Annotated in this window: 25 protein-coding genes; 7 read left to right on the top strand and 18 right to left on the bottom strand. The window is 74.8% G+C overall.

Translation table 11 applies throughout. From position 1 onward, the window contains the following. Positions 1–57: 57 nt before the first annotated feature. Positions 58–807, top strand: a complete 750-nt coding sequence (locus ACWIYF_RS04435; protein WP_448626902.1) for an META domain-containing protein — start codon at positions 58–60, stop codon at positions 805–807. Between the two features lie 67 nt (positions 808–874). Here ACWIYF_RS04435 and guaA read toward each other — a convergent pair whose 3' ends face one another. From guaA to guaB, 3 genes are read right to left on the bottom strand one after another with little or no spacing between them, the layout of a single operon-like run. Then, entirely contained in the window at positions 875–2437 is a 1563-nt protein-coding gene (guaA, locus tag ACWIYF_RS04430) for a glutamine-hydrolyzing GMP synthase (RefSeq protein ID WP_448626901.1), read from the bottom strand. A gap of 3 nt (positions 2438–2440) precedes the next feature. After that, positions 2441–3568 carry a GuaB3 family IMP dehydrogenase-related protein gene (locus ACWIYF_RS04425; RefSeq protein WP_448626900.1) on the bottom strand — a complete coding sequence of 376 codons (1128 nt, stop codon included), beginning with the start codon at positions 3566–3568 and terminating at the stop codon, positions 2441–2443. 2 nt (positions 3569–3570) lie between these two features. Further along, positions 3571–5103: an IMP dehydrogenase gene (gene guaB / locus ACWIYF_RS04420; RefSeq protein ID WP_448626899.1), complete on the bottom strand. Its 1533-nt coding sequence runs from the start codon at positions 5101–5103 to the stop codon at positions 3571–3573. A gap of 140 nt (positions 5104–5243) precedes the next feature. Here guaB and ACWIYF_RS04415 point away from each other — a divergent pair, with 140 nt between their 5' ends. Continuing rightward, positions 5244–5639 (top strand): DUF5319 family protein, encoded by a 396-nt coding sequence (locus tag ACWIYF_RS04415; protein ID WP_448626898.1) that lies wholly within the window; start codon positions 5244–5246, stop codon positions 5637–5639. Between the two features lie 69 nt (positions 5640–5708). On the opposite strand, the gene ACWIYF_RS04410 is transcribed toward ACWIYF_RS04415, so the two are convergent. Continuing rightward, positions 5709–6443 (bottom strand): response regulator transcription factor, encoded by a 735-nt coding sequence (locus tag ACWIYF_RS04410; protein WP_448626897.1) that lies wholly within the window; start codon positions 6441–6443, stop codon positions 5709–5711. Between the two features lie 353 nt (positions 6444–6796). Between ACWIYF_RS04410 and ACWIYF_RS04405 the strand changes: the two genes are divergently transcribed. After that, a complete protein-coding gene (locus tag ACWIYF_RS04405) occupies positions 6797–7096 on the top strand; it encodes a WhiB family transcriptional regulator (protein WP_448626896.1) in 300 nt (99 codons plus the stop codon). A gap of 84 nt (positions 7097–7180) precedes the next feature. Here the strand turns inward: ACWIYF_RS04405 and groL are convergent, their stop codons facing one another. Then, positions 7181–8827 carry a chaperonin GroEL gene (gene groL, locus ACWIYF_RS04400; protein ID WP_448626895.1) on the bottom strand — a complete coding sequence of 549 codons (1647 nt, stop codon included), beginning with the start codon at positions 8825–8827 and terminating at the stop codon, positions 7181–7183. 110 nt (positions 8828–8937) lie between these two features. Beyond that, entirely contained in the window at positions 8938–9246 is a 309-nt protein-coding gene (gene groES, locus ACWIYF_RS04395; protein WP_448626894.1) for a co-chaperone GroES, read from the bottom strand. Between the two features lie 187 nt (positions 9247–9433). Here groES and ACWIYF_RS04390 point away from each other — a divergent pair, with 187 nt between their 5' ends. Next, complete coding sequence (locus ACWIYF_RS04390; protein WP_448626893.1) at positions 9434–10675, top strand: class I SAM-dependent methyltransferase; 1242 nt, start codon at positions 9434–9436, stop codon at positions 10673–10675. Positions 10676–10706: 31 nt separating this feature from the next. Here ACWIYF_RS04390 and tsaD read toward each other — a convergent pair whose 3' ends face one another. Genes tsaD through tsaB form a run of 3 tightly spaced genes read right to left on the bottom strand, consistent with a single transcriptional unit; the run spans position 10707 to position 12816 of the window. Continuing rightward, entirely contained in the window at positions 10707–11741 is a 1035-nt protein-coding gene (tsaD, locus tag ACWIYF_RS04385) for a tRNA (adenosine(37)-N6)-threonylcarbamoyltransferase complex transferase subunit TsaD (RefSeq protein WP_448626892.1), read from the bottom strand. After that, positions 11738–12184 carry a ribosomal protein S18-alanine N-acetyltransferase gene (gene rimI / locus ACWIYF_RS04380; protein ID WP_448626891.1) on the bottom strand — a complete coding sequence of 149 codons (447 nt, stop codon included), beginning with the start codon at positions 12182–12184 and terminating at the stop codon, positions 11738–11740. Before rimI ends, tsaD begins: the two co-directional genes overlap by 4 nt. Next, positions 12181–12816 carry a tRNA (adenosine(37)-N6)-threonylcarbamoyltransferase complex dimerization subunit type 1 TsaB gene (gene tsaB / locus ACWIYF_RS04375; RefSeq protein WP_448626890.1) on the bottom strand — a complete coding sequence of 212 codons (636 nt, stop codon included), beginning with the start codon at positions 12814–12816 and terminating at the stop codon, positions 12181–12183. Before tsaB ends, rimI begins: the two co-directional genes overlap by 4 nt. 189 nt (positions 12817–13005) lie before the next feature. On the opposite strand from tsaB, the gene ACWIYF_RS04370 reads away from it, so the two are divergent. Continuing rightward, positions 13006–13143 (top strand): hypothetical protein, encoded by a 138-nt coding sequence (locus ACWIYF_RS04370; RefSeq protein WP_448626889.1) that lies wholly within the window; start codon positions 13006–13008, stop codon positions 13141–13143. A 14-nt stretch (positions 13144–13157) separates the two neighbouring features. Here ACWIYF_RS04370 and ACWIYF_RS04365 read toward each other — a convergent pair whose 3' ends face one another. Further along, positions 13158–14066, bottom strand: coding sequence for an SDR family oxidoreductase (locus ACWIYF_RS04365; RefSeq protein WP_448626888.1), 909 nt, complete (start codon positions 14064–14066; stop codon positions 13158–13160). Between the two features lie 113 nt (positions 14067–14179). On the opposite strand from ACWIYF_RS04365, the gene ACWIYF_RS04360 reads away from it, so the two are divergent. Continuing rightward, positions 14180–14626, top strand: a complete 447-nt coding sequence (locus tag ACWIYF_RS04360; RefSeq protein WP_448626887.1) for a GtrA family protein — start codon at positions 14180–14182, stop codon at positions 14624–14626. 3 nt (positions 14627–14629) lie between these two features. Here the strand turns inward: ACWIYF_RS04360 and tsaE are convergent, their stop codons facing one another. From tsaE to ACWIYF_RS04345, 3 genes are read right to left on the bottom strand one after another with little or no spacing between them, the layout of a single operon-like run. Continuing rightward, a complete protein-coding gene (gene tsaE / locus ACWIYF_RS04355) occupies positions 14630–15076 on the bottom strand; it encodes a tRNA (adenosine(37)-N6)-threonylcarbamoyltransferase complex ATPase subunit type 1 TsaE (protein ID WP_448626886.1) in 447 nt (148 codons plus the stop codon). Beyond that, a complete protein-coding gene (locus ACWIYF_RS04350) occupies positions 15073–15714 on the bottom strand; it encodes a uracil-DNA glycosylase (protein WP_448626885.1) in 642 nt (213 codons plus the stop codon). Before ACWIYF_RS04350 ends, tsaE begins: the two co-directional genes overlap by 4 nt. A gap of 23 nt (positions 15715–15737) precedes the next feature. Then, the gene (locus ACWIYF_RS04345) at positions 15738–16598 is read right to left on the bottom strand and encodes a helix-turn-helix domain-containing protein (protein ID WP_448626884.1); all 861 of its coding nucleotides are present in this window, start codon (positions 16596–16598) and stop codon (positions 15738–15740) included. A gap of 54 nt (positions 16599–16652) precedes the next feature. Here ACWIYF_RS04345 and ACWIYF_RS04340 point away from each other — a divergent pair, with 54 nt between their 5' ends. Beyond that, positions 16653–17372, top strand: a complete 720-nt coding sequence (locus ACWIYF_RS04340) for a TIGR04222 domain-containing membrane protein (RefSeq protein WP_448626883.1) — start codon at positions 16653–16655, stop codon at positions 17370–17372. Between the two features lie 4 nt (positions 17373–17376). Here ACWIYF_RS04340 and ACWIYF_RS04335 read toward each other — a convergent pair whose 3' ends face one another. From ACWIYF_RS04335 to glmS, 5 genes are all read right to left on the bottom strand, one after another. Next, positions 17377–18546, bottom strand: a complete 1170-nt coding sequence (locus ACWIYF_RS04335; protein ID WP_448626882.1) for an alpha/beta fold hydrolase — start codon at positions 18544–18546, stop codon at positions 17377–17379. Continuing rightward, positions 18546–19679 carry an alanine racemase gene (gene alr, locus ACWIYF_RS04330; protein ID WP_448626881.1) on the bottom strand — a complete coding sequence of 378 codons (1134 nt, stop codon included), beginning with the start codon at positions 19677–19679 and terminating at the stop codon, positions 18546–18548. The genes ACWIYF_RS04335 and alr overlap by 1 nt, the downstream gene beginning before the upstream one ends. Continuing rightward, complete coding sequence (locus tag ACWIYF_RS04325; RefSeq protein WP_448626880.1) at positions 19676–21130, bottom strand: NAD(P)H-hydrate dehydratase; 1455 nt, start codon at positions 21128–21130, stop codon at positions 19676–19678. Before ACWIYF_RS04325 ends, alr begins: the two co-directional genes overlap by 4 nt. Beyond that, the gene (locus ACWIYF_RS04320; protein WP_448626879.1) at positions 21127–21516 is read right to left on the bottom strand and encodes a holo-ACP synthase; all 390 of its coding nucleotides are present in this window, start codon (positions 21514–21516) and stop codon (positions 21127–21129) included. Before ACWIYF_RS04320 ends, ACWIYF_RS04325 begins: the two co-directional genes overlap by 4 nt. 72 nt (positions 21517–21588) lie before the next feature. Further along, on the bottom strand, positions 21589–23454 hold the full coding sequence (glmS, locus tag ACWIYF_RS04315) for a glutamine--fructose-6-phosphate transaminase (isomerizing) (RefSeq protein ID WP_448626878.1): 1866 nt from the start codon (positions 23452–23454) through the stop codon (positions 21589–21591). Positions 23455–23524: the final 70 nt, after the last annotated feature.

The raw sequence follows: 23524 nt of genomic DNA, 5'->3' as shown, positions 1-23524 counted from the left end.
CCGCTCCCCGGGCCCTCGTCCTTGCGCGGGGGGTCCACCGGCCTCCACGCTGCCGCCGTGGTCCGGGTGCTGGTGCTGGTGGCGCTGCTCGCGGTCGCCGGCTGCGCGAGGACCTCGGCCGGCAGCAGCCCCGACGTCCTCGGCAGCTGGCAGTTCGTGGCGGGCAGCTCCGGCGGCGCCGCCCTGCCGCAACCGACCGGCGCGTCTGCGACGCTGGTGTTCGAGGACACCCGGCTGCGCGGGATCTCCTTCTGCAACCACTACGCGGGCGGCTACACCCTCGACGGCGATGCCTTGACGATCGACGGGCTGGGCGGCACCGAGATGGGCTGCGATCCCCACGTCATGGCCGCCGAGACCGCCTTCTTGACCGCGCTGGGGGCGGCCGACCGGGCCGCCCGGGAGGGCGACGAGCTGGTGCTGACCGGCGCCGACCTCGCGCTGCGGTTCACCCGGCAGGCACCGGTCCCCGACCGAGAGCTCGTGGGCACGAGCTGGACCCTCGACACCCTGGTGGAGGGCGAGGTGGCGTCGTCCGTGCTCGGGGAGGCGACGTTGCGCCTGGCGGAGGACGGCACGGCGACCGGCTCGACCGGCTGCCGCGGCGTCCTCGGGACGTGGCAGATCGCCGGCGCCGTACTGACGCTGGACGTCACGCGCGACGACATCGGCTGCCCGGGCGACGTCGGGCGTCAGGACGAGCACGTGCTCGCCGTCCTCGACAACGGGCCGCGCGTCGCGATCGACGGCGACCGGCTGACGCTGACCGCCGCCGACGGCAACGGCCTGATCTACCGCGCCGGCTGACGCGCTGTTACGGCCCCGCCGCAGGGCCCGCCGCGAGCTTGCGAGCGGTGGGGGCAGCGGGGTCCTTCTACTCCCACTCGATCGTGCCGGGCGGCTTGCTGGTCACGTCGAGGACGACGCGGTTGACGTCGCGCACCTCGTTGGTGATCCGCGTGGAGATCTTCGCCAGCAGGTCGTAGGGCAGGCGGGTCCAGTCGGCGGTCATCGCGTCCTCGCTGGACACCGGGCGCAGCACGATCGGGTGCCCGTAGGTGCGCCCGTCGCCCTGCACACCCACCGACCGGACGTCGGCGAGCAGCACCACCGGGCACTGCCAGATCTCGCGGTCCAGACCCGCCGAGGTGAGCTCCGCGCGCACGATCGCGTCGGCCTTGCGCAGCACGTCGAGCCGCTCCTGGGTCACCTCGCCGACGATGCGGATGCCGAGGCCGGGGCCGGGGAACGGCTGGCGCCACACCATCGTCTCCGGCAGCCCGAGCTGGATGCCGACCTCGCGCACCTCGTCCTTGAACAGCGTGCGCAGCGGCTCGACGAGGGTGAAGGTGAGGTCCTCGGGCAGGCCGCCGACGTTGTGGTGGCTCTTGATGTTCGCCGTCCCGGTGCCGCCGCCGGACTCGACGACGTCGGGGTAGAGCGTGCCCTGGACGAGGAAGTCGATCGTCTCGCCGTGCGCCTTGGCGTCGCCGACGACGTCGAGCGCCGCCTGCTCGAAGACCCGGATGAACTCCCGGCCGATGATCTTGCGTTTCTCCTCCGGATCGGAGACGCCGGCCAGCGCGCCGAGGAACTGCTCGCGCGCGTCGACCACCCGAAGGTCGACCCCGGTGACGGCGACGAAGTCGCGCTCGATCTGCTCGGTCTCGCCCTCGCGCATCAGCCCGTGGTCGACGTAGACGCAGGTGAGCCGGTCGCCGATGGCGCGCTGCACCAGCGCGGCCGCGACCGCCGAGTCCACGCCCCCGGAGAGCGCGCACAGCGCGCGGCCGCCGCCGATCTGCGCGCGGATCCGCTCGACCTGCTCCTCGACGACGTTGGCCATCGTCCAGGTCGGCTCGAGGCCGGCGATGTCGAACAGGAAGTGCTGCAGCACCGTCTGCCCGTGCGCGGTGTGCCGCACCTCGGGGTGGAACTGGACGCCGGCGAGCTTGCGGTCGACGTCCTCGAACGCCGCCACCGGCGCGCCGGTGGAGGTGGCGGTGACGGTGAACCCGGGCGGGGCCTCGGCGACGGCGTCCCCGTGGCTCATCCACACCGACTGCTGCACCGGCAGCGCGCCGAACAGCCGGCCCTCGGTGGTGAGGGTCAGCGGGGTGCCGCCGTACTCGCGGTCGCCCGTGTGCGCGACGGTGCCGCCGAGCGACTGCGCCATGGCCTGGAAGCCGTAGCAGATGCCGAAGGCCGGGACGCCGGACTCGAACAGCGCCGGGTCCACCTGCGGGGCGCCGGGCTCGTACACGCTGGAGGGGCCGCCGGAGAGGACGATCGCTGCCGGCTTGCGGGCCAGGACCTCCTCCGCCGGCGTCGTCGACGGGACGATCTCGGAGTAGACGCCGGCCTCACGGATCCGCCGGGCGATCAATTGGGCGTACTGCGCGCCGAAGTCGACGACCAGGACGGTCGGGAAGTCCACGCGTCAGCCCCCGAGCACCAGGTCGACCCGCTGGAACTCCTTGAGGTCGCGGTAGCCGGTCTTCGCCATGGTGCGGCGCAGCGCCCCGAACAGGTTGGTCCGGCCGTCGGCCTCCTCGGCCGGGCCGAGCAGCACCTGCTCCAGCGAGCCGGCCGGCGGCAGCGGCGCCGAGGCGCCGCCGCGCGGCAGCCGCGGGTGCGCGGCCACGGAGTCCCACCACACGCCGCCGCCGGGGACCTCGCGGGCGATCCGCAGCGGCTCGCCGAGCTGGACGGCGTCCGCACCGCAGGCCAGCGCCCGGGCGATCGAGCCGCTGGTCTCGATCCGGCCGTTGGCGATGACGTGCACGTACCGGCCGCCGGTCTCGTCGAGGTAGTCGCGACGGGCGGCCGCGGCGTCGGCGATCGCGCTGGCCAGCGGCACCCGGATGCCCATGATCAGGTCGGTCGTGGAGAAGCTGTCGGCGCCCACGCCGACGATGACCCCGGCCGCGCCGGTGCGCATCAGGTGCAGCGCGGTGCGGTAGTCGGCGGCGCCGCCGACGATCACCGGGACGTCGAGGTCGGCGATGAACTCCTTGAGGTTCAGCGCGTCGCCCTGCGTCGTGACGTGCTCGGCGGAGACCACGGTGCCCTGGATGACCAGCAGGTCGACCCCCGCGGCCAGGACCGTGGGCGCCAGCTGCTCGGTGTGCTGCGGGGAGACGCGCACCGCCGTCGTCGTCCCGGCGTCGCGCATCTCCTTGATGCGGGCGGTGATCAGATCCGGCTTGACCGGCTCGCAGTAGACCTCCTGGAGCAGCGCGACCGGCGGGCCGGCCGGGCCGGCCGCCTCGCGCAGCTTCCGGTAGACCGGCAGGGGGTCCTCGTAGCGGGCCCACAGCCCCTCGGCGTTGAGGACGCTCAAGCCCCCGACCCGGCCGACCGCGATCGCCGTCTCGGGGCTGATCACGGCGTCCGACGGGCTGGTGACCAGCGGGATGTCGAACCGGAAGGCGTCGATCTGCCAGGCGGTGGAGACGTCGTCGACGTCCCGGGTGCGCCGCGACGGCACGATCGACACCTCGTCGAGGTCGTAGCCGCGGCGGGCGAAGCGGTTGAGGCCGATCTCGACGGTCTCGCGCACGGGCATGCTCATCGCCCCCGGTAGTTGGGCGCTTCGACGGTCATCTGGATGTCGTGGGGGTGCGACTCGACCAGCCCGGCGGAGGTGATGCGGGTCAGCTGGCCGTGCTCCTGCAGGTACTCGATGGTGGGCGCCCCCGCGTAGCCCATCGAGGCGCGCAGGCCGCCGACCAGCTGGTGGGCGACCCCCGCGAGCGGGCCGCGGTAGGGCACCTGGCCCTCGATGCCCTCGGGCACCAGCTTGTCGTCGGAGAGGACGTCGTCGGCGAAGTAGCGGTCGCGGCTGTAGGACTGGTTGCCGCGCTTCTGCATGGCGCCGAGCGAGCCCATGCCGCGGTAGGTCTTGAACTGCTTGCCGTTGACGAAGACCAGCTCGCCGGGCGCCTCCTCGACGCCGGCGAACAGCCCGCCGATCATCACCGTCGACGCCCCGGCGACCAGGGCCTTGGCGATGTCCCCGGAGTACTGCAGGCCGCCGTCGGCGATCACCGGGACGCCGGCGGGCCTGGCCGCCAGCGCCGCCTCGTAGACGGCGGTCACCTGCGGCACGCCGACGCCGGCCACCACCCGGGTGGTGCAGATCGAGCCCGGGCCGACGCCGACCTTGACCGCGTCCACGCCGGCGTCGATCAGGGCCTGCGCCCCGGCACGGGTGGCGACGTTGCCGCCGACGACCTCGAGGCCGCCCTCGCCGCCGAAGTCGGTCTTGACCCGGGCGACCATGTCCAGCACCGCCCGCTGGTGGCCGTGCGCGGTGTCGACGACGAGCACGTCGACCCCGGCGTCGACCAGCAGGCCGGCCCGCTTGTACGCGTCGTCGCCGACGCCGAGCGCGGCGCCGACGACCAGCCGGCCGTCGGCGTCCTTGGTGGCGTTCGGGTACTGGTCGCGCTTGACGAAGTCCTTGACCGTGATCAGGCCGCGCAGCCGGCCGGCCTCGTCGACCAGCGGCAGCTTCTCGACCTTGTGCTTGGACAGCAGCTGCAGCGCGGTGTCGGGGTCCACGCCGACGGGGGCGGTGACCAGCGGCATCGGCGTCATGACGTCGCGGACGAGCCGGTTCTTGTCCGTCTCGAACCGCATGTCCCGGTTCGTGCAGATGCCGACCAGCACGCCGTCGGCGTCGACCACGGGCGCGCCGGAGATCCGGTAGCGCGCGGAGAGGGCGTCGAGCTCGGCCAGGGTGTTGTCCGGGGAGGCGGTGACCGGGTTGGTGACCATGCCGGCCTCGGACCGCTTGACCAGGTCCACCTGACCGGCCTGCTCCTCCGCGGCGAGGTTGCGGTGCAGGATGCCGACGCCGCCGACGCGGGCCATCGCGATCGCCATGCGGGCCTCGGTCACGGTGTCCATCGCGCTGGAGACCAGCGGCACCGCCAGCCGGATCCGCCGGGTCAGCCGGCTGCTGGTGTCCACCTCGGCCGGGACGACGTCCGACGCGCCAGGGATGAGCAGGACGTCGTCGTAGGTCAGGCCGAGCGGAGCGAACTTCGCCGGCAGCTCCGTCGCGAGACTGCGGAAAACGTCGTCGTCGGGCTGCATCGTCGGCGGCCACCCCTTCGGTTCTCGGGTCCCGCGGCGGCAGGCGCCCCTGGCCGGGCGCAGGCGGGGACCGTCCCCGATCGTAGGCGGCGGCGTCGCGGGGGCGGTCTTTCCCCTGCCGTCGCACTACCGTGGGACCCGTGAACAGCTGGGACGACGCAACGGGGCCGGACTTCGGGCCCGCCGACCGACCGGGTCCGCCGCCGCTGACCATGGAGGAGCGGGCCGGCGTCCTCGACGATCTCGCGGAACTCGAGGTCTTCCGCACCCTGCTGGAGCCGACCGGGGTCAAGGGCATCGTCGTCGACTGCCCGGACTGCGAGGAGGAGCACCACGTCGACTGGGCGCTCATGCAGGCCAACCTGCGGCAGCTGCTCGAGGAGGGGCAGACCGGCCGGCACGAGCCGCCGTTCGACCCGAACCCCGACGACTACGTCAGCTGGGACTACGCCAGCGGCTACGCCGACGGCATCGCCGCGGCCGCCGAGCGGGAGTCGGGGACCGAGAGCCGCGGCCGCCACGCGCGGGACGACTGACAGAGGACCCTGGAACGACCCGAGCCCCGGTGCACGAGGCACCGGGGCTCGGTCGGGTAGGTCCCGCTCCTACTGCATCATGCCGCGGCGGAAGCCCGTCGCGACGGCCTCGGCACGGTCCTTGGCGCCGAGCTTGCGGAACAGCCGCCGGGCGTGGGTCTTGATCGTGTCCTCGGACAGGTAGAGCTCGCGGCCGATCTGGGCGTTGCTCTTGCCCTGGCTCATGCCGGTGAGCACCTGCATCTCGCGCATCGACAGGCTGACCGGGGCCAGCTCGCGGACGGTCGAGCGCACCGTGGTCGGCTGCGAGCCGGCCAGCGGGGCGGTGTTCCAGGACGACGAGCCGGCGCCGACCGAGGCCAGCTGCTGCGGCGGGGCGGCCGGGGCCGGGATGCGGCCGTCGGCGCGCAGACCGACCCGCGAGAGGCCGAGGCCCATCTCGATCGGGGTGGCGTCCCAGCGCAGGTACCCGCGGGCACCGAAGGCGACGGCCGCGCGGACGGTCTCGGCGTCGTCGGGCGCGCCGAGCACCAGCACCGGCAGTCCCGGGTGGGCGCGCAGCGCCTGGGTGGCCACGGTGAGGCCGGAGTCCACGGCCCGCTGCGTGCCGACCAGCAGCACGTCGGGCGTGCGGGTGGCCAGCCGCGACAGCAGCGACTGCGCGTCCCCGACCACCTCCACCCGGCCCACGAAGGGCAGGGCCACCAGTCGGGACGCGACGTCGTCGCGCACGCGACGCCGCTCGTCGTACACCCAGACGGTCGTGGCACCGTGGCCCGGACCGCGCATCCGATCGTCGATCACGCCTGCTCCTCGTTCCCCCGGACGCGTTGCCGGCCGGTCCCTCCCTGCCGGGGAGCGCCCGGCCGGGTGTCGCTCGGACGGGGACTCCCGTCCAGGGAGTCGCCGTCCGACACGTGAGCCGTGCCGCGGCCGGGTTCCCCCACCCGGTCGTCGGCACGACCCGAAATCACCTTGATCGACCGTTGGTGGGAGCAACAGGCACCCTCACTCCCGGGGGTGAGGTCGCGCGTTCGGGGAATCCGCGCGAAAATGCGCGACCTGGGTGTGTTTGACCCCGAAGGACCTCGGGCATCGGCCCCCTTGCAGCCGGACCAGCCCCCCTCCGGCTCGCGACCCGAGCCCAGGAGGACGACATGGCCGACATCCGCCGACTCCCGACCCCCGTTGCCGAGGTGTGGGACTGGCAGCTGCACGGCGCCTGCCGTGGCGAGAGCACGTCCCTCTTCTTCCACCCCGACGGGGAACGCGGGCCGGCACGGGCGCGGCGCCAGGCCGCGGCGAAGGCCGTCTGCGCGAAGTGCCCGGTGGTGCAGGCGTGCCTGAAGCACGCGCTGTCCGTCCGCGAGCCGTACGGGGTCTGGGGCGGCATGAGCGAGGAGGAGCGGGCCCGGCTGATCGCCGCGGAGCCTGCCGCCGTCGCCGCCGGGGTGTAGTTCCTACAGACGTACGAGAGGGCCGGGTCCGGACGATGTCCGGACCCGGCCCTCTGTCGCGTTCAGGCGGTGATCGATCAGGGCCTAGTGGCTGTGGCTGTGCCCGTGGCCGTGCGAGTGGCCGTGGGTGTGGTGCCCGGCCCCGTGGTCGTGGTGCTCCTCCGGTGCCTCCACGACGGCGGAGTCGGTGGTGAGCACCATGGCCGCGATCGAGGCGGCGTTCTCCAGGGCGGCCTTCGTGACCTTGACCGGGTCGACGACGCCCTGGGCGGCCAGGTCGCCGTACTCGCCGGTGGCGGCGTTGTAGCCCTGCCCCTGCCCGAGGTCCCGGACCCGGCTGACCACGACCTGGCCCTCGAGGCCGGCGTTGGCCGCGATCCGGGCCAGCGGGGCGTCCAGGGCGCGGCGGACGGCGCGGGCGCCGGTCGCCTCGTCACCGGTGAGGTCGAGCCCGTCGATCACCGCGGCCGCGTGCACGAGCGCGGAGCCGCCGCCGGGGACGACGCCCTCCTCCACCGCGGCCCTGGTGGCCGAGATGGCGTCCTCGATCCGGTGCTTCTTCTCCTTCATCTCGACCTCGGTGGCCGCGCCGACCCGGATGACGCCGATGCCGCCGGCGAGCTTGGCCAGCCGCTCCTGCAGCTTCTCGCGGTCCCAGTCGGACTCGGTCGCCTCGATCTCGCGTCGGATCTGCGCGATCCGGTCGGAGACCGCCTCCGCCGAGCCGCCGCCGTCCACGACCGTGGTGGCGTCCTTGGTGACGGTGACCCGCCGCGCGGTGCCGAGCACCTCCAGGCCGACGGCGTCGAGCTTGAGGCCGACGTCCTCGCTGACCACCTGGCCGCCGGTGACGACGGCGAGGTCGGTCATGAACTGCTTGCGCCGGTCGCCGAAGTACGGCGACTTCACGGCGACCACCTTGATGGTCTTGCGGATCGAGTTGACGACGAGCGTGGACAGCGCCTCGCCCTCGACGTCCTCGGCGACGATGAGCAGCGGCGAACCCCCGCTGTTCAGGATCTTCTCCAGCAGCGGGAGGAGGTCGGCGAGCGCGCTGATCTTGCCGGTGACCAGCAGGACGAGGGCGTCCTCGAGGACGGCCTCCTGCGCGTCGGCGTCGGTGACGAAGTACGGCGAGAGGTAGCCCTTGTCGAACTGGACGCCCTCGGTGACGTCCAGCTCGGTCGACATGGTGTTGCTCTCCTCGACGGTGATGACACCGTCCCGGCCGACCTTGTCCATCGCCTCGGCGATCAGCTCGCCGACGGTGGCGTCCTGCGCGGAGACCGTGGCGACGCCGGCGATGGCGCTGCGGTCGTCGACCGGGATCGCGATCTTGTCGAGCTCCTGGTGGACGGCCTCGACCGCGGCGCGCATGCCGCGGCCCAGCGCGATGGGGTTGGCGCCGGCGGCCACGTTGCGCAGACCCTCGCGCACCAGCGCCTGCGCCAGCACGGTGGCCGTGGTGGTGCCGTCGCCGGCGACGTCGTTGGTCTTGGTGGCGACGTTCTTCGCCAGCTGGGCGCCGAGGTTCTCGTACGGGTCCTCGAGCTCGACCTCACGGGCGATCGTCACGCCGTCGTTGGTGATGGTGGGGACGCCGAACTTCTTGTCGAGGACGACGTTGCGCCCGCGCGGGCCGAGGGTCACCTTGACCGCGTTGGCCAGCTTGTCGACGCCGCGCTCGAGCGAGCGCCGCGCGTCCTCGTTGAACTTGATGATCTTGGCCATGCCTGACCTCTCGGGGTTCGCAGGGTGAGACGACGACCGCCCCGGGGACCCGGGAGTGCGGGCCGCCGGGGCGGTCGGAAGAGCTGGTCAGCTCCGGTGGAGAGGAGAGGTCACTTCTCCACGACGGCGAGCAGGTCGCGGGCGGAGAGGACCAGGTACTCCTCGCCGCCGTACTTGACCTCGGTGCCGCCGTACTTCGAGTAGATCACCACGTCGCCGACGGAGACGTCGAGCGGAACGCGGTTGCCGTTGTCGTCGATGCGGCCGGGGCCGACCGCCACGACGGTGCCCTCCTGGGGCTTCTCCTTGGCGGTGTCCGGGATGACCAGGCCGGAGGCCGTGGTGGTCTCGGCCTCGTTGGCCTGGACCACGACGCGGTCCTCCAGCGGCTTGATGCTGACCTTGGTAGCGGTCGTCACGTCGTGACGCCCCCTTCGGGATCGGACGGCTGATAAGTGGAACTGAGCTGTGGCACGGGAACCGGGCCTGCCGTCGCGGGGGTCAGACCACTGCGCCCGTGTCGATTTGGCACTCTACCCATGAGAGTGCCAGCCGCTCAACCGGGTCCCCCGCCCCGGCGACGGCGGCGTGCGCGAGGCTCTCCGCGTGCCCGCAGTACCCGACCCGGCCTCCGCCGATACCGCGCTGGGCGTGCTGCGCCGGCTGCGGACGGCGGAGGGGGCCGCGGCGGTGCAGCGGGCCGCCGGCCTGCTCGCCGACGGGGTCGACCTGCTGCCCGGGCTCTCCCGGCTGCGCGAGGAGCTGAGCCCCGAGCTGGCGGGGCCGGCGTGGGAGCTGGCCGGCCTGCGCGCCCGCGCCCGGCCGGTGTTCGGCGCCGACGCCGACCGGCTGTTCCTCACCGCCGACACCCTCGAGCAGGCCGGTCGCCCGGAGCTGGCCGACCGGCGGGCGGGGCGGCTGCTGGCCGACGGGGGCGGTCCGGTCGCCGACCTCGGCTGCGGCGCGGGAACGGATTCGATAGCCCTGGCGCGGCGGGGCGCCTCGGTGCTGGCCGTCGACCGGGACCCGGTCGCGCGGGAGCTGACCGCGGCCAACGCCGACGCACTCGGCCTGGCCTCCCGCGTCCAGGTCACGGCCGGCGACGTCGTCGACCTGGTCGACCGGGCCGAGCACGCCCGGGTGGCCGGCTGCCCGGCCGCGGTGCTGGACCCGGCGCGGCGGGCGGGCGGCAGGCGGCAGCTGGACCCCGACCGGTGGTCCCCGCCGTGGTCCACGGTGGCCGCGCTGCTCGACCGGGTGCCGCGGACGGTGGTGAAGGTGGCGCCCGGGCTGGACCACGAGCGCGTGCCCGCCGGCGTGGAGGCCGAGTGGGTCTCCGCCGGCGGCTCGATCGCCGAGGCGCTGCTGTGGGGCACCGGCCTGGCGGCGACGTGGCGCCGGGCGACGCTCGTCCACGACGGGGCGTTCCTGGAGCTCACCGCCGACGAGGACCCCGGGCCGGCGCCGGTGGGCCCGGTCGGCGGCTGGCTGCACGAGCCGGACCCGGCGGTCATCCGCTCGGGCCTGGTCTCGCTGGTCGCGGCCCGGTTCGACGCCACTCTGGTCGACCCGACGATCGCCTACCTGACCTCGGACGCGGCGGCCGGCTCCCCCTGGGTCCGCTCGTACCGCGTGGCCGAGGTGCTGCCGTTCAACCTCAAGAAGCTGCGCGCGCTGCTGCGGACCCGCGGCGTCGGACGGGTGACGGTCAAGAAGCGCGGTTCGGCGATCGAGCCCGAGACCCTGGCCCGCCGGCTGCGCGGGCCAGGGCCGGCGTCCGCCGTCGTCGTCGTCACGAGGGTCGCCGGCGTGCCGACCGCCCTCGTCTGCGACCTCACCGGAGGCTGAGAGCGCAGGAAACCTGCGCTGTCGACCTCCGCTAACGAGAGACGACGTCGATCGGCAGGGAGCTGTCCGCGCCGAGGTCCGGCGCCGACGGCGCCACACCGGCCTCGACCAGCCGCGACCCGAGCGCGGCGACCATCGCACCGTTGTCCGTGCACAGCCGGGGACTCGGCACCCGCAGCACGATGCCGGCCGCCGCGCAGCGCTCCTCGGCCAGCGCGCGCAGCCGCGAGTTGGCCGCCACCCCACCGCCGAGCACCAGGTGGTCGACGCCGGTGTCGCGGCAGGCGCGCACCGCCTTCGCGGTCAGGACGTCGGCCACCGCCTCCTGGAACGAGGCGGCGACGTCGGCCACCGGCACCGGCTCGCCGGCCTTCTGCCGCGCCTCGATCCAGCGGGCCACCGCCGTCTTCAGGCCGGAGAACGAGAAGTCGTAGGGGGCGTCGCGCGGGCCGGTCAGCCCGCGCGGGAAGTCGATCGCGGCGGCGTCGCCCTCGCGGGCGGCCTTGTCGATCGGCGGGCCGCCGGGGAAGGGCAGGCCGAGCACCCGGGCGACCTTGTCGAAGGCCTCCCCCGCCGCGTCGTCGATCGTGCGGCCCAGCGACTGTACCTCCCGGGCGAGGTCGGGCACGAGCAGCAGCGAGCTGTGCCCGCCGGAGACCAGCAACGCGATCGACGGCTCGGCCAGCCGGCCGTGCTGCAGCTCGTCGACCGCCACGTGCGCCGCCAGGTGGTTGACGCCGTAGAGCGGCTTGTCCAGCGCCAGCGCGTAGGCCTTGGCGGCGGCGACGCCGACCAGCAGCGCGCCGGTCAGGCCCGGTCCGGAGGTCACCGCGACCGCGTCGACGTCGTCGGCCCGGACGCCGGCGTCGGCGAGCGCGCGGTGCACGGTCGGGACCATGGCCTCCAGGTGCGCCCGCGAGGCGATCTCGGGGACGACGCCGCCGAAGCGCTCGTGCTCGGCCATCGAGGTGGCCAGCGCGTCGGCGAGCAGCGTCTGCCCGCGCACCAGGCCGACCCCCGTCTCGTCGCACGACGTCTCGAACCCGAGCACCAGGGGCTCGCTCACAGCCGCTCCCTCTTCATCACCACGGCGTCCGCGCCGCTGGGTTGGTAGTAGCCGCGCCGCCGGCCGATCTCGGCGAACCCGCGCCGCCGGTAGAGCCCCTGCGCGACCTCGTTGTCGGCGCGCACCTCGAGCAGCACCACCGGGCTGCCCCGGCGGTCGGCCTCGGCCAGCAGCGCGTCGAGCAGCCGCGCGCCGATCCCCTCGCCCTGCCGGGACCTCGTCACGCCGATCGTCGCCACGTGCGCCTCGTCGGGATAGGCGATCAGGCCGCCGTAGCCGACGACGGCCTCGTCGTCCTCGGCCACCAGGTACCAGCGGGTGTCGGTACGGGCCAGCTCGTCGCGGTACATCGCCGCGGTCCAGGTGTCGGGCGCGAAGAGCTCCTCCTCCAGCGCCAGGACGGCGGGCAGGTCACTCAGCCGCATGGCCCGCAAGAACGTCACCGCGTGACCGCCTTGATCGAGGCCGGCGGGGTGGCGTCGGGACGGCGCAGGTAGAGCGGGAGCAGCGGTCCGGCCGCCGAGGGGTCGGACAGTTGCGCCGCCGCGGCCGCCACCAGTCCCGCCGTCGTCACGTCGGCCGGCGCGACCGGCGCGCCCAGCCGCTCGGCGAAGCGGTTGTCGCCGACGAACGGCCCGGCCGCGGCCAGCTCCTCGGGCCGGTCGACGCCGGGCCCGGCGACGCGTGCGCCGGCGTCGTCGTAGGCGGCCCAGTAGACCTCCCTGCGACGGGCGTCGGTGACCACCGTGCGCGCGCCCGTGCCGATCGCGTCCAGCGAGCAGACGCCGACGGCGGGCAGGCCGCGGGCGTCGGCGAGGGTCGTCGCGGTGACGACGCCGACGCGCAGGCCGGTGAACGGGCCCGGGCCGAGGCCGGCGACGATCGCGCCGAGGTCGCCGAGGGCGACGCCGGCCCCGGCCAGCGCCGCCTGGATGGCCGGCGTCAGCAGCTCGGCGTGCCGGTTGCCGGAGGGCACGGCTCGCTCGGCGAGCACCTCGACGGCCGCGCCGGCCGACCAGCGGGCCACCCCGGCGACGAGCGTCGGGGTGGCGGTGTCGAGGGCGAGGACGAGCACGGACGGCAAGACTACTGAGCGCCCGGAGCCCCCTCGTGTCGTGAACGCGGAGCGATTCGGCGTCCACCGACGGTGGGGGCTCGCCCGGAGCGGGACGCCGACCCCACGGGGACGGCGCGTCGCATCGGCCGAGCCCGTGCGATTCCCTTCACTGACGCGCGACCACGCTCGCTCGACAGGAGGCGCTTCGTGTCGCAGGACTTCATGAGCGGGCTGCTGCTCGGCGGCACCGGAGGCCTCGTCGTCGGCTACTTCGTCGGTCAGGTCCGGGCGGCCATGCGGGCGTCACGGAACACCTACCGGTCGGTGCGCGGGATCCGCCGCTGACGACCGGACGGCGACTACCGGTATCCGGTGGCGTCGGCGGGCTTGCCGGCGTCCTGCACCTCGACCACGTACCGCCAGGCGTCGGGCCGGGACCCGTCGAGGTCGGTGAAGCCGTACACGCCGGCGAGCTCGCCGCTCGACAGGGACTTCCCGTCGAACCGGCGGCGGTCGGGATCCGCGGCCAGCGCGGCGACCGCCCGCCCGACGAACCGCGGCGACTCGGAGATCACGAAGTGCGGCACCCGCTCCAGCGCGTCCCGCCAGTTCTCCTCGGCGACGCCGAAGGCGTCGAGCATCGCCTCCGAGCGCAGCCACCCGGGCGTCAGCGCGACCGCGGTCGCCTCGTACGGCGCCAGGTCGTGGGACCAGGCGAAGGCCAGGCGCAGCACGGCGGCCTTGGCCAGGTCGTAGAACGCGTTCACCCGGTAGTGCCCGGCGTTGTACGCGGCCGTCCCGTCCGTCATCTCGACGACCAGTCCGCCCGGCCGGCGGATCAGCAGCGGCAGGGCGTGGTGGGCGGTGATCAGGTGGGTGTCGACGGCCCGGTGGAGCAGCTGCAGCCCGGCCGCGAGGTCGTGCTCCCAGACCGGGGTGTTCCACTCGATGAACGGGTCGCCACCCCAGACGTCGTTGACGAGCACGTCGAGCCGGCCCTGCTCCCGGTCGATCCGCGCGACCAGGGCCGCCACCTGCGCCTGGTCGAGGTGGTCGACCTGCACCGCGATCCCGGTGCCCCCGGCCGCCGTGACCAGCTCGGCGGTCTCCTCGATCGTCTCGGCGCGGCCGTACTCCGAGCGCTGCTCCCGCGTGGTGCGGCCCGTGCAGTAGACCGTCGCGCCGGCCTCCCCCAGCGCCACCGCCGTCCCCCGGCCCGCGCCGCGGGTCGCCCCGGCGACGAGCGCCACCCTGCCGGAAAGCGTCATGGCCCCGCACCGTAGGACCGTGCACCGACAGAACGGACCCTCCCGTCACACGGGTCCCGCGCGCTCCCCCGTCCCGGCGTCGGTGCGGCGGCGGGCGGGGGCACGTGCCTAGGGTGGGGCGCTCCCGCTTCCTGGAGGACCTGTTCGTGATCGACGAGAAGACCACCGAGGGGACCCGCAGCGAGGTCCTCGGCCAGCTGATCCGGTTCGTCCTCGTCGGCGGGTTCAGCGCGATCGTGGACCTGTCGGTCTACACGCTCGCCCTGCACCTGGGCGCGCCCACCTACGTCGCGCGCGCGATCAGCTTCGTCGTCGGCACCGCGACCGCCTACGCCCTCAACCGGCGCTGGGCGTTCAAGGTCGAGGGCGGCGCCCGCCGCGCGACCGGCTTCGCGCTGCTCTACGGCACCACGTTCTTCCTGATCCTCGGCGTGAACGCCCTGGCGCTGCTCGTCCTGCCGGACACCTGGTGGAAGGTGACGGTGGCCTGGGCGATCTCCCAGGGACTCGGGACGGCGTGGAACTTCGTCATGCTGCGGCTGGTCGTCTTCCGCAGGTAGTCCTCAGGCCAGCCGGCTCGCCCAGCCGGCGCCGTGCGGCACCAGCGCCGCCGTCCGGACGTCGTCGTCCCGACGGTCCAGGCGCACCTCGAGGTGCTCGTCGGCCAGCTGCTCGACCAGCCCCTGCCCCCACTCCACGACCGTCACCGATTCCTCCGCCGAGGCGTCGAGGTCCAGGTCGTCGACGTCGGCGACGCTGCCGAGCCGGTAGGCGTCCACGTGCACCAGCGGCAGCCGCCCGCCGGTGTGCACGCGGGCGATGACGAACGTCGGGGAGGTCACCGGCTCCCGCACGCCGAGGCCGTCGCCGATGCCCTGCGTCAGCGCGGTCTTGCCGGCCCCCAGCGGACCGACCAGGACGACGAGGTCGCCGGGGCGCAGCACCTTCGCCAGCTCGGCGCCGAGCGCGCGGGTGTCCGCGGGCGTCGGCAGGGTGTGCTCGAGGTTCACGCGCGCACCTCCCGCAGGCTCGCCGCCACCGCCGCGAGGTCGGCGGCCAGCCCCGCGCGGGGCGCGCCGTTCGGGCCGAACCGGATGGCCGCCGAGGGGTGGTAGGTCGCCCACACCGCCCGGCCGCCGACGTCGTGCGGGGCGCCGCGGACGGCGGCCAGCACCGTCCGCGGGCCGAGGAACCACTTCGCGGCCGAGAGCCCCAGCGCGACCACGACCGGCGGGTCGAGCAGCTCGAGCTGGCGGCGCAGCCACCCGCTGCAGCGGGCCACCTCCGGCGTCTTCGGCGTCCGGTTGCCGGGCGGCCGGCACTTGACCACGTTGAGGACGGCGGCCTGCCCGCGGTCCAGCCCCGCCTCGGCGAGCAGCAGGTCCAGCAGCGCCCCCGACCTCCCGACGAACGGCCGGCCGGTCTCGTCCTCCTGCGCCCCGGGCGCCTCGCCGACCAGCGCGAACCGCGGACGGCCCGCGGCGGGGACGTCGCCGACGACGACGTGCCGGCGGGACGCCGCCAGCTCGGGACAGGCCACGCAGGGGCGGGCGGCGGCGGCCAGGCTGCCCCAGTCCGGGGCCGCGGCGGCGGTGCGCGCCACCTCCTCGGCGGCCGCGTCGAGACGCGGCGGACGGGGGGCGGGCACGCCAGCACCCTAGGCCGAGCAGGTCAGAGGGCGGCCAGCGCCCGGCCGATCCGGGCCGCCGACTCGTCCGGGTCAAGCGCCATCTCGCCGAGCAGATCGACCGCCCGCGAGTAGCGGTGCACCTCGGCCTCGGCGTCGATGAAGAAGATCCGCGTCTTGTTCTCCAGGTAGACGACGTCCTCGGTGCCGGTCGCCCGGGACTCCAGGACGGAGAAGGACCCGGCGGTCACCGGCGGCAGGCCGGCCGTGAACGGCAGCAGCTGGATGGTCACGTTCGGCAGCTCGGCGACCTCGAGCAGCCGCTGGAGCTGGCCGCGCAGCACCGCGGGATCGGGGTGCACGCGCCGGTGCAGGACCGACTCGTCGACGACCGCGGAGAGCTGCAGCGGCCCGCCGGGCCGGTCCGCCGCCAGCACGTCCTGGCGGCGGCGGCACACGGCCACCCGGCGGTCGATCTCCGTCTGCGCGGGGCGCTCCCAGGTCGCCAGGATGACCTCGCGCAGGTAGTCCGGAGCGAGGAGCAGCGCGTGCGGGATCACCGCCGCGTAGCAGCGCAGCGCCCGCGAGCCGGCCTCCAGGCGGATGAGGTTGGCGTAGCCGGCCGAGAGGGTGTCGGCGTAGGCGTCCCACCAGCCCTTCGGGCGGGCCGACGGCGCCAGGCGGCGCAGGAAGCCGGCCTGCTGCTCGGGGACCTCGTAGAGGCCGATGAGCAGCTCGAGGTCCTCCGGGCTGATGCCGATGCGCCCGTTCTCGATGCGGGACACCTTCGACGGCGACCAGCCCAGCCGCTCGGCGACGTCCTTGCCGTGGAGCTGACCCACCTCGCGCAGCAGCCGGAGCTCCTGGGCCAGCCTCCGCTCGCGCACGGACGGGGTGTCGATCACGGCAATGATCGTGCTCTCACCCGTGCAATCTTGCAAGCCAGCTTTCGCGCATGGATGCACGCATGCCACCGTGTCCTCGCGGCCGCACACCCTCCCACTTCTCCGACCGAAGGACGGACGGCGATGACGACCACGGCACCCTCCCTCGACCGGTACGACGTCTACGACATCGCCTATCTGGCCGGCGGACCCCACCACGTGGTCGACACCGCGCTGGTGGCTCTCGCGGAGAGCGGCCGCGTGAAGGCACGGGCGACGGGCGAGCTGTCCGCGACCGACGTCCGCCGGCGGTTCCCCGTCGAGGCCGCCGTCCTGGACGCGTTGGGTTCGCGCCCGCGCCGGTCGGCGGGCACGCTGCGCTGGCTGCTCGACCGCGACCCCCGCATCGCCGCCATCGGCGACCGGCTCGCCGCCGACGGCCTGCTCTCCGGCCGGCAGCGCTGGTTCTCCGGCGACCGCCCGCGCCCGGCGCTGACCCGTGCGGGCCGGGCGGCGCTGCGCCGGCTGAAGGCGGACCCGCCGGCCGACCACGTGGCGCCGGGGACCAGCGCGATGCTGGTCGCTCTCACCGGCGTCCGGGCGATGCCGGACGCGGCCCTGTGGGCCTCGCTCTTCGAGCCGCCCACGCCGCCCCGCCGGGCCCGGGTCCGCGACCACGGCGGCGCCCACTCGTACATGCCGGCGTACTGGGCCGGCGGGGACGCCGGCGGCTGGGGCGGCTTCGGTGGGGACGGCGGCTGCGGCGGCGCGGACGGCGGCGGCGGTTCCTGCTGAGCAGTCAGTGACGGGCGACCGGGACGCCGGCCTCGGCGGCGGCCTGCCGTAGCAGCCGGGACAGCGCCGCGGTCACCTCCTCGTGCTTCTCCAGCAGCACGAGGTGGCCGGCGTCCGGGATGACCACGAAGTCCGCGTCCGTGAGCCGATCCACGATGAGCTCGCTGTGCTCCATCGGGATCATCCGGTCCTTGTCGCCGGTGAGCACCAGCGTCGGCACCCGGCGCAGGGGCTCGAGCGACCCGGTCTCGTCCATGCCGGCCAGTGCCGGGTAGAACTCCGCGATCACGTCGACGGGCGTGCCGGCGATCATCGAGTCCACGTAGTGCCCGAGCCGCGGGTCGACGTCGGCCGAGGAGAACGACAGCGACCAGGTGATGGCCGAGACGAGGTCCGCGGCCCAGCGGCGGGTGCGCTCGGCGAAGGCGGGGCGGCGGCGCATCGTCCAGGCCGCGACCGGGAACACCGCCGCCCGGACCCGGGTCAGCAGCTCCGGCAGGCCGAAGCTGAGGTCGGCGAGGTTGCCGCTCGACGTCGAGAGGAGCGCCGCGGCGACGATCCGGTCCCCGAACAGCTCCGGGTGCAGCGCCGCCAGACCCATGATCGTCATGCCGCCCATGGAGTGGCCCACCAGGACGACGGGACCGCGGGGCGCCCGCCGGTCGAGCACCGCGGCCAGGTCGCGGGCCAGCTGCTCGATGGTGGCGTGCTCGGCCGAACCGCGGCCGGAGGAGCCGTGCCCCCGCTGGTCGTAGAAAACCAGCCGGGCGGTCGGCCGGGAGCCGTTGGCGGTGGCCAGCTCCGCGCCGAGCGCCAGCCGCTGGAAGGTCCACGACGCCATGGAGAGCGTGTAGCCGTGCACGAAGACCACGGTCAGCGGGGCGTCGGTCGGGCCGACCTCCTCCACCGACAGCAGCACGCCGTCGTCGGCCTGGACCAGTGCCGTGCGGTCGGCGCGGCGGGCGGCGGGGCCGAGCGGGTCGTCCTCGCGCAGCTCCGCGTCGGGCTCCGACGCCTCGGGCAGCGGCGGGCCGAGCCGCCGCCGGGCGACGGCCCTCGTGACGGCGACGCCCACCGCGGTGCCGGCGGCGGCGAGGCCGAGGACGGCGCCGGCGATCCCGGCGGCCTGCCCCTTGGAGACGTGGTGCGCGGTCTTCCTCGGCTTCTGCGCCATCAGACGGCGCCCGCCGAGCCCACGTAGCGGCGGCTGAACCGGCCGCCGATCCGGGTGACGAGCTCGTAGTGGATGGTGTCGACGGCGTCCGCCCAGTCCTGCGCCGTCGGCTCGCCGTCCTTGCCCGGCCCCCACAGCACGACCCGGTCGCCGGGCCGGATCGGGGAGTCGCCGACGTCCAGCACGAACTGGTCCATGCACACCCGCCCGGCGATCCGGCGGTGCTCCCCCGCGGCCAGGACCGGTGCCCGGTTGCCCGCGGCGCGCGGCACGCCGTCGGCGTAGCCGACCGGCACGAGCGCCAGCGTGGTCTCGGTGGCCGGCGAGTAGGTGTGGCCGTAGGAGACGCCGACGCCGGCCGGCACCCGCTTGGTCAGCGCGACCCGGGCCTGGGCGGTCATCGCCGGCCGCAGCCCGTGGTCGGCAGGGTCGCCGCCGAGCGGGTCGAGCCCGTACACGGCGACGCCGGGGCGGACCATGTCGTACCAGGTCTCCGGCAGGGCCACGGTCGCCGCGGAGTTGGCCAGGTGCCGCCGGGCCTCGGTCAGCCCCGCACCGCGGGCCAGGGCCACGGCCTCCTCGAAGACGGCGACCTGCCGGCCGATCGTCGGGTGGCGGGGCGCGTCGGCGTAGGCCATGTGGCTCCACAGCCCGGCGACCTCGATCTCGCCGTCGGCCTGGGCACGGGCGGCCGCGGCCACCAGCCCGGGCCACTCCTCCATCGTCGCGCCCTCCCGGGAGAGCCCGGTGTCGACGAACAGGTGCACGCGGGCGGTCCGGCCGACCTGGCGGGCGGCGGCGAGGACCTCGGCCAGGCCCCACTCGGCGTTGACCGAGACCTCCACGTCCGCGGTCAGCGCGGCGGCGAAGTCCTCCCCCGGCGCGTGGATCCAGGCCAGCAGCGGCGCGGTGACACCGCCGGCGCGCAGCCCGAGCGCCTCCTCGATGACGGCGACGCCCAGCATGTCGGCGCCGCCGGCCAGCGCGGCACGGGCCGCGGGGAGCATGCCGTGGCCGTAGCCGTCGGCCTTGACGACGGCCATGAGCGGCCGGCCGACCTTCTCGCGCAGCACCGCGGTGTTGGCGGCGATGGCGTCGAGGTCGACGACCACCTCGGCCCGAGCGTCGTTCACGCCGTCCAGTCTCCCAGGCGGCGCGCCGGAACCCCGCGCACCAGGCCGACCGCGTCGGGCAGCCGGCGGATCAGGTCCCCCGAGACCAGCGGCCCGCGCTCGGCCGCGAGCTGGCCGGTGCGCCCGTGCAGGTGCGCGCCCGCGGCGGCGGCCTCGGCCGCGGGCAGCCCGGTGGCGAGCAGGGCGCCGATGATCCCGGAGAGGACGTCGCCGGTGCCGGCGGTGGCCAGCCACGACGTCCCGGTGGCGTTGACGAACGCCGCGCCGTCCGGACCGGCCACGACGGTCGCGTCGCCCTTGAGCAGGACGACGGCGCCCAGCTCCGCGGCCAGCCGGCGGGCCGCGCCGATCCGGTCGGCGCCGACCTCGAACCCGAAGCGGGCGAACTCGCGGTCGTGCGGGGTGAGCACGGTCGGGGCGCCGCGCCGCCGGACCAGCTCCGGCTCCCGCGCCGCCATGGTCAGCCCGTCGGCGTCGACGAGCACCGGCAGATCGGTGGCGAGCACCTCGGTCAGCACGCTGCGCGCGTCGTCGTCGGTGCCCATGCCGGGGCCGACCACCCAGGCCTGCACCCGACCGGCGTCCGACGGGCGGCCGGAGGTGACGATCGCCTCCGGCCAGGCGGCCCGCACGCCCTCGGCCGCCGTCCCTGCGTAGCGGACCAGGCCCGGACGCGTCCGCAGGGCTGCGCCGGTGCAGAGGACGCCGGCGCCGGGGTAGGTGCTCGACCCGGCCACGATGCCGACGACGCCCTGCGAGTACTTGTCGTCGTCCGGCGCCGGCGGGTGCAGGCGGGCGGCGACGTCGGCGTCGGTGATCTGGTGGGCCGACGCCCGCGGCAGGTCCAGGCCGATGTCGACGAGGTGCACCGTGCCGGCGTAGCCCCGGCCGGCACCCACCACGAGCCCAGGCTTCACCGCGCCGAAGGTCACGGTGTGCTGGGCGGGGAACGCCGCGCCGGGCACCGCTCCGGTGTCGGCGTCCACCCCGCTGGGGACGTCGACGGCCACCATCAGGCCCGGGCCGGTCGCCGCCCGCTCGACGATCGCCGCGGCCGGGGGCCGCAGCCCCCCGGAGCCGCCGATCCCGACGATGCCGTCGAGGACGAGGTCGGCGCGGTCGAGACCGTCGTCGCCGTCCACGACCACCCGGCCGCCCGCCCGGCGCAGCGCGGCCAGCCCGGCCGGGTGCGCCTTGTCGGGAGCGAGCAGGACGGCGGTCACCTGCGCGCCGCGGCCGGCCAGCGCGGCGCCGGCGAACAGCGCGTCGCCGCCGTTGTTGCCGGCGCCGACCAGCGCGGTGATCCGGACGCCGTAGGCGCGGCCGAGCAGCCGCAGGCCGACGGTGGCCAGGGCGGTGGCCGCGCGCTGCATGAGCGCGCCCTCGGGGGTGGCGGCCAGCACCGGCGCCTCGGCCGCCCGCACCTCGGCGGCCGTGTAGAGGCCGATCACGCGGGTCCGCCGTGCCCGAGCCCCTCGGCCACGACGACCGCCGAGGCGATGCCGCCGTCGTGGCTGAGCGAGAGGTGCCAGGAGGTGACGCCGAGCTGCGCGGCGCGGCCGGCCACCGTGCCGCGGATCTCCAGGTGCGGCCGGCCGTACTCGCCGACGGTCACCTCGGCGTCGTGCCACTGCAGGTCGCCGGGGGCGCCGAGGGCCTTGGCGACCGCCTCCTTGGCCGCGAACCGTGCCGCGAGCGACTCGCCGGTGCGCGGCGTGCCGGACGGCGTCTGCTGCTCGGCCGGGGTGAACAGGCGGTCCCGCAACCCCGGCGTGCGCGTCAGGGACTCCGCGAAGCGCTGCACGGGCACGACGTCGATGCCCACCCCGATGATCACCCGCTCAGTCTGTCAAAGGACCACCCTTCCCCCCACGCCTCGCAGGCTCGGCGCGGGCCCCTGAAGGGTGGCCTATTCGACGGTGACGGACTTGGCCAGGTTGCGCGGCTGGTCGACGTCCAGACCGCGGGTGTCGGCGATCTCGCAGGCGAACACCTGCAGCGGCACCGTCGTCACCACGGGGGCGAGCAGGGTCGGCGTCCGGGGCACGCGGACCAGGTGGTCGGCGTACGGGACGACGTCCTCGTCGCCCTCCTCGGCGATCACGATGGTGCGCGCCCCGCGGGCCCGGACCTCCTGGATGTTGCTCACGACCTTGCCGTGCAGCGACTCCCGGCTGCGCGGCGACGGGACGACGACGACCACCGGCGTCCCCTGGTCGATGACGGCGATCGAGCCGTGCTTGAGCTCGCCGGCCGCGAAGCCCTCCGCGTGGATGTAGGCCAGCTCCTTGAGCTTGAGCGCGCCCTCCAGCGCCACCGGGAAGCCCACGTGCCGGCCGAGGAACAGGATCGTGTTGCGGTCGGCCAGCGACCGGGCGAGCTCACGCACCGGCTCCATGCCGGCCAGCACCGTGGCCACCTTGTCGGGCAGCGTGCGCAGGTCGGCGACGATCGCGGCGACCTCGTCCTCGTACTTGATGCCGCGCACCTGCGCGAGGAACAGACCGACCAGGTAGCAGGCGACCAGCTGGGTGAGGAAACCCTTGGTCGAGGCGACCGCCACCTCAGGCCCGGCGTGGGTGTAGAGGACCGCGTCGGACTCACGCGGGATGGTCGAGCCGTTGGCGTTGCAGATGGCCAGCACGCGGGCCTTCTGGTCCTTGGCGTGGCGCAGCGCCATGAGGGTGTCCATGGTCTCGCCGGACTGGCTGATGACGACGACCAGCGTGGAGCGGTCCAGCACCGGGTCGCGGTAGCGGAACTCGCTGGCGAGCTCCACCTCGACCGGGATCCGGGTCCAGTGCTCGATGGCGTACTTGGCGATCAGGCCCGCGTGGTAGGCGGTGCCGCAGGCGACGACGAAGACCTTGTCGATGTCGCGCAGCTCCTGGTCGGACAGCCGCACCTCGTCGAGGACCAGCTCGCCCTTGCTGCCGAGCCGGCCGAGCAGGGTGTCGGCGACCGCTTGGGGCTGCTCGGCGATCTCCTTGAGCATGAACCAGGGGTAGCCGCCCTTCTCGGCGGCGGCGGCGTCCCAGTCGACGGTGTAGGCGGTGGGCTCGACGACGGTGCCGGAGAAGTCGGTGACCGTCACGCCCCGCTCGCGGTCGATCTCGACGACCTGGTCCTGCCCGAGCTCGCGCGCCTCGCGGGTGTGCGCGATGAAGGCGGCGACGTCGGAGCCGAGGAAGTACTCGCCGTCCCCCACGCCGACGACCAGCGGGCTGTTGCGCCGGGCGGCGACCAGGGTGTCCGGCTCGTCGGCGTGCGCGGCGACGAGGGTGAACGCGCCCTGGAGCCGGCGGCAGACGACGCGCATCGCCTCCGCGAGCCGGCCCGGGCCCTCCGGGGCGTCGGCGTAGGCGGCGGCGAGCAGGTGGGCGGTGACCTCGGTGTCGGTCTCCGACGTGAACTCGACGCCGTCGGCCTCGCACTCGGCCCGCAGCGGCGCGAAGTTCTCGATGATCCCGTTGTGGATCACCGCGACCTTGCGGTCGGAGGACAGATGGGGATGGGCGTTCCGGTCCGTGGGGCCGCCGTGCGTGGCCCAGCGGGTGTGCCCGATGCCCAGCGTCGAGGCGGGCAGCGGGTGCTCGCTCAGGACCTTCTCGAGATTGGCCAGCTTGCCGGCCTTCTTGGCCGACGCCAGCTCACCGTCCTCGGTCCGGACGGCGACGCCCGCTGAGTCGTAACCTCGGTACTCCAGCCGCCGCAGGCCCTCCAGGACGACGTCCAGGGCGTCCTGCGGGCCGACGTAACCCACGATCCCGCACATTTCACCGAGGGTACCGGTGGAGGGGGACCGCTCCGTCCACTTACACCCGCTCGGGGGCCGCACCCGCCAC

The sequence above is a fragment of the Geodermatophilus sp. URMC 64 genome (assembly GCF_053502555.1).
Note: the sequence above shows the minus strand (reverse complement) of the source record. Positions and strands in the feature narration are given on the sequence as shown.

Excerpts from the sequence above, each read along its gene's own strand:
- ACWIYF_RS04425 (WP_448626900.1), bottom strand. The coding sequence starts at position 3,568 with ATGCCCGTGCGCGAGACCGTCGAGATCGGCCTCAACCGCTTCGCCCGC.
- guaB (WP_448626899.1), bottom strand. The coding sequence starts at position 5,103 with ATGCAGCCCGACGACGACGTTTTCCGCAGTCTCGCGACGGAGCTGCCG.
- ACWIYF_RS04405 (WP_448626896.1), top strand. The coding sequence starts at position 6,797 with ATGGCCGACATCCGCCGACTCCCGACCCCCGTTGCCGAGGTGTGGGAC.
- groL (WP_448626895.1), bottom strand. The coding sequence starts at position 8,827 with ATGGCCAAGATCATCAAGTTCAACGAGGACGCGCGGCGCTCGCTCGAG.
- ACWIYF_RS04365 (WP_448626888.1), bottom strand. The coding sequence starts at position 14,066 with ATGACGCTTTCCGGCAGGGTGGCGCTCGTCGCCGGGGCGACCCGCGGC.
- ACWIYF_RS04340 (WP_448626883.1), top strand. The coding sequence starts at position 16,653 with ATGCACGCATGCCACCGTGTCCTCGCGGCCGCACACCCTCCCACTTCT.
- ACWIYF_RS04335 (WP_448626882.1), bottom strand. The coding sequence starts at position 18,546 with ATGGCGCAGAAGCCGAGGAAGACCGCGCACCACGTCTCCAAGGGGCAG.
- glmS (WP_448626878.1), bottom strand. The coding sequence starts at position 23,454 with ATGTGCGGGATCGTGGGTTACGTCGGCCCGCAGGACGCCCTGGACGTC.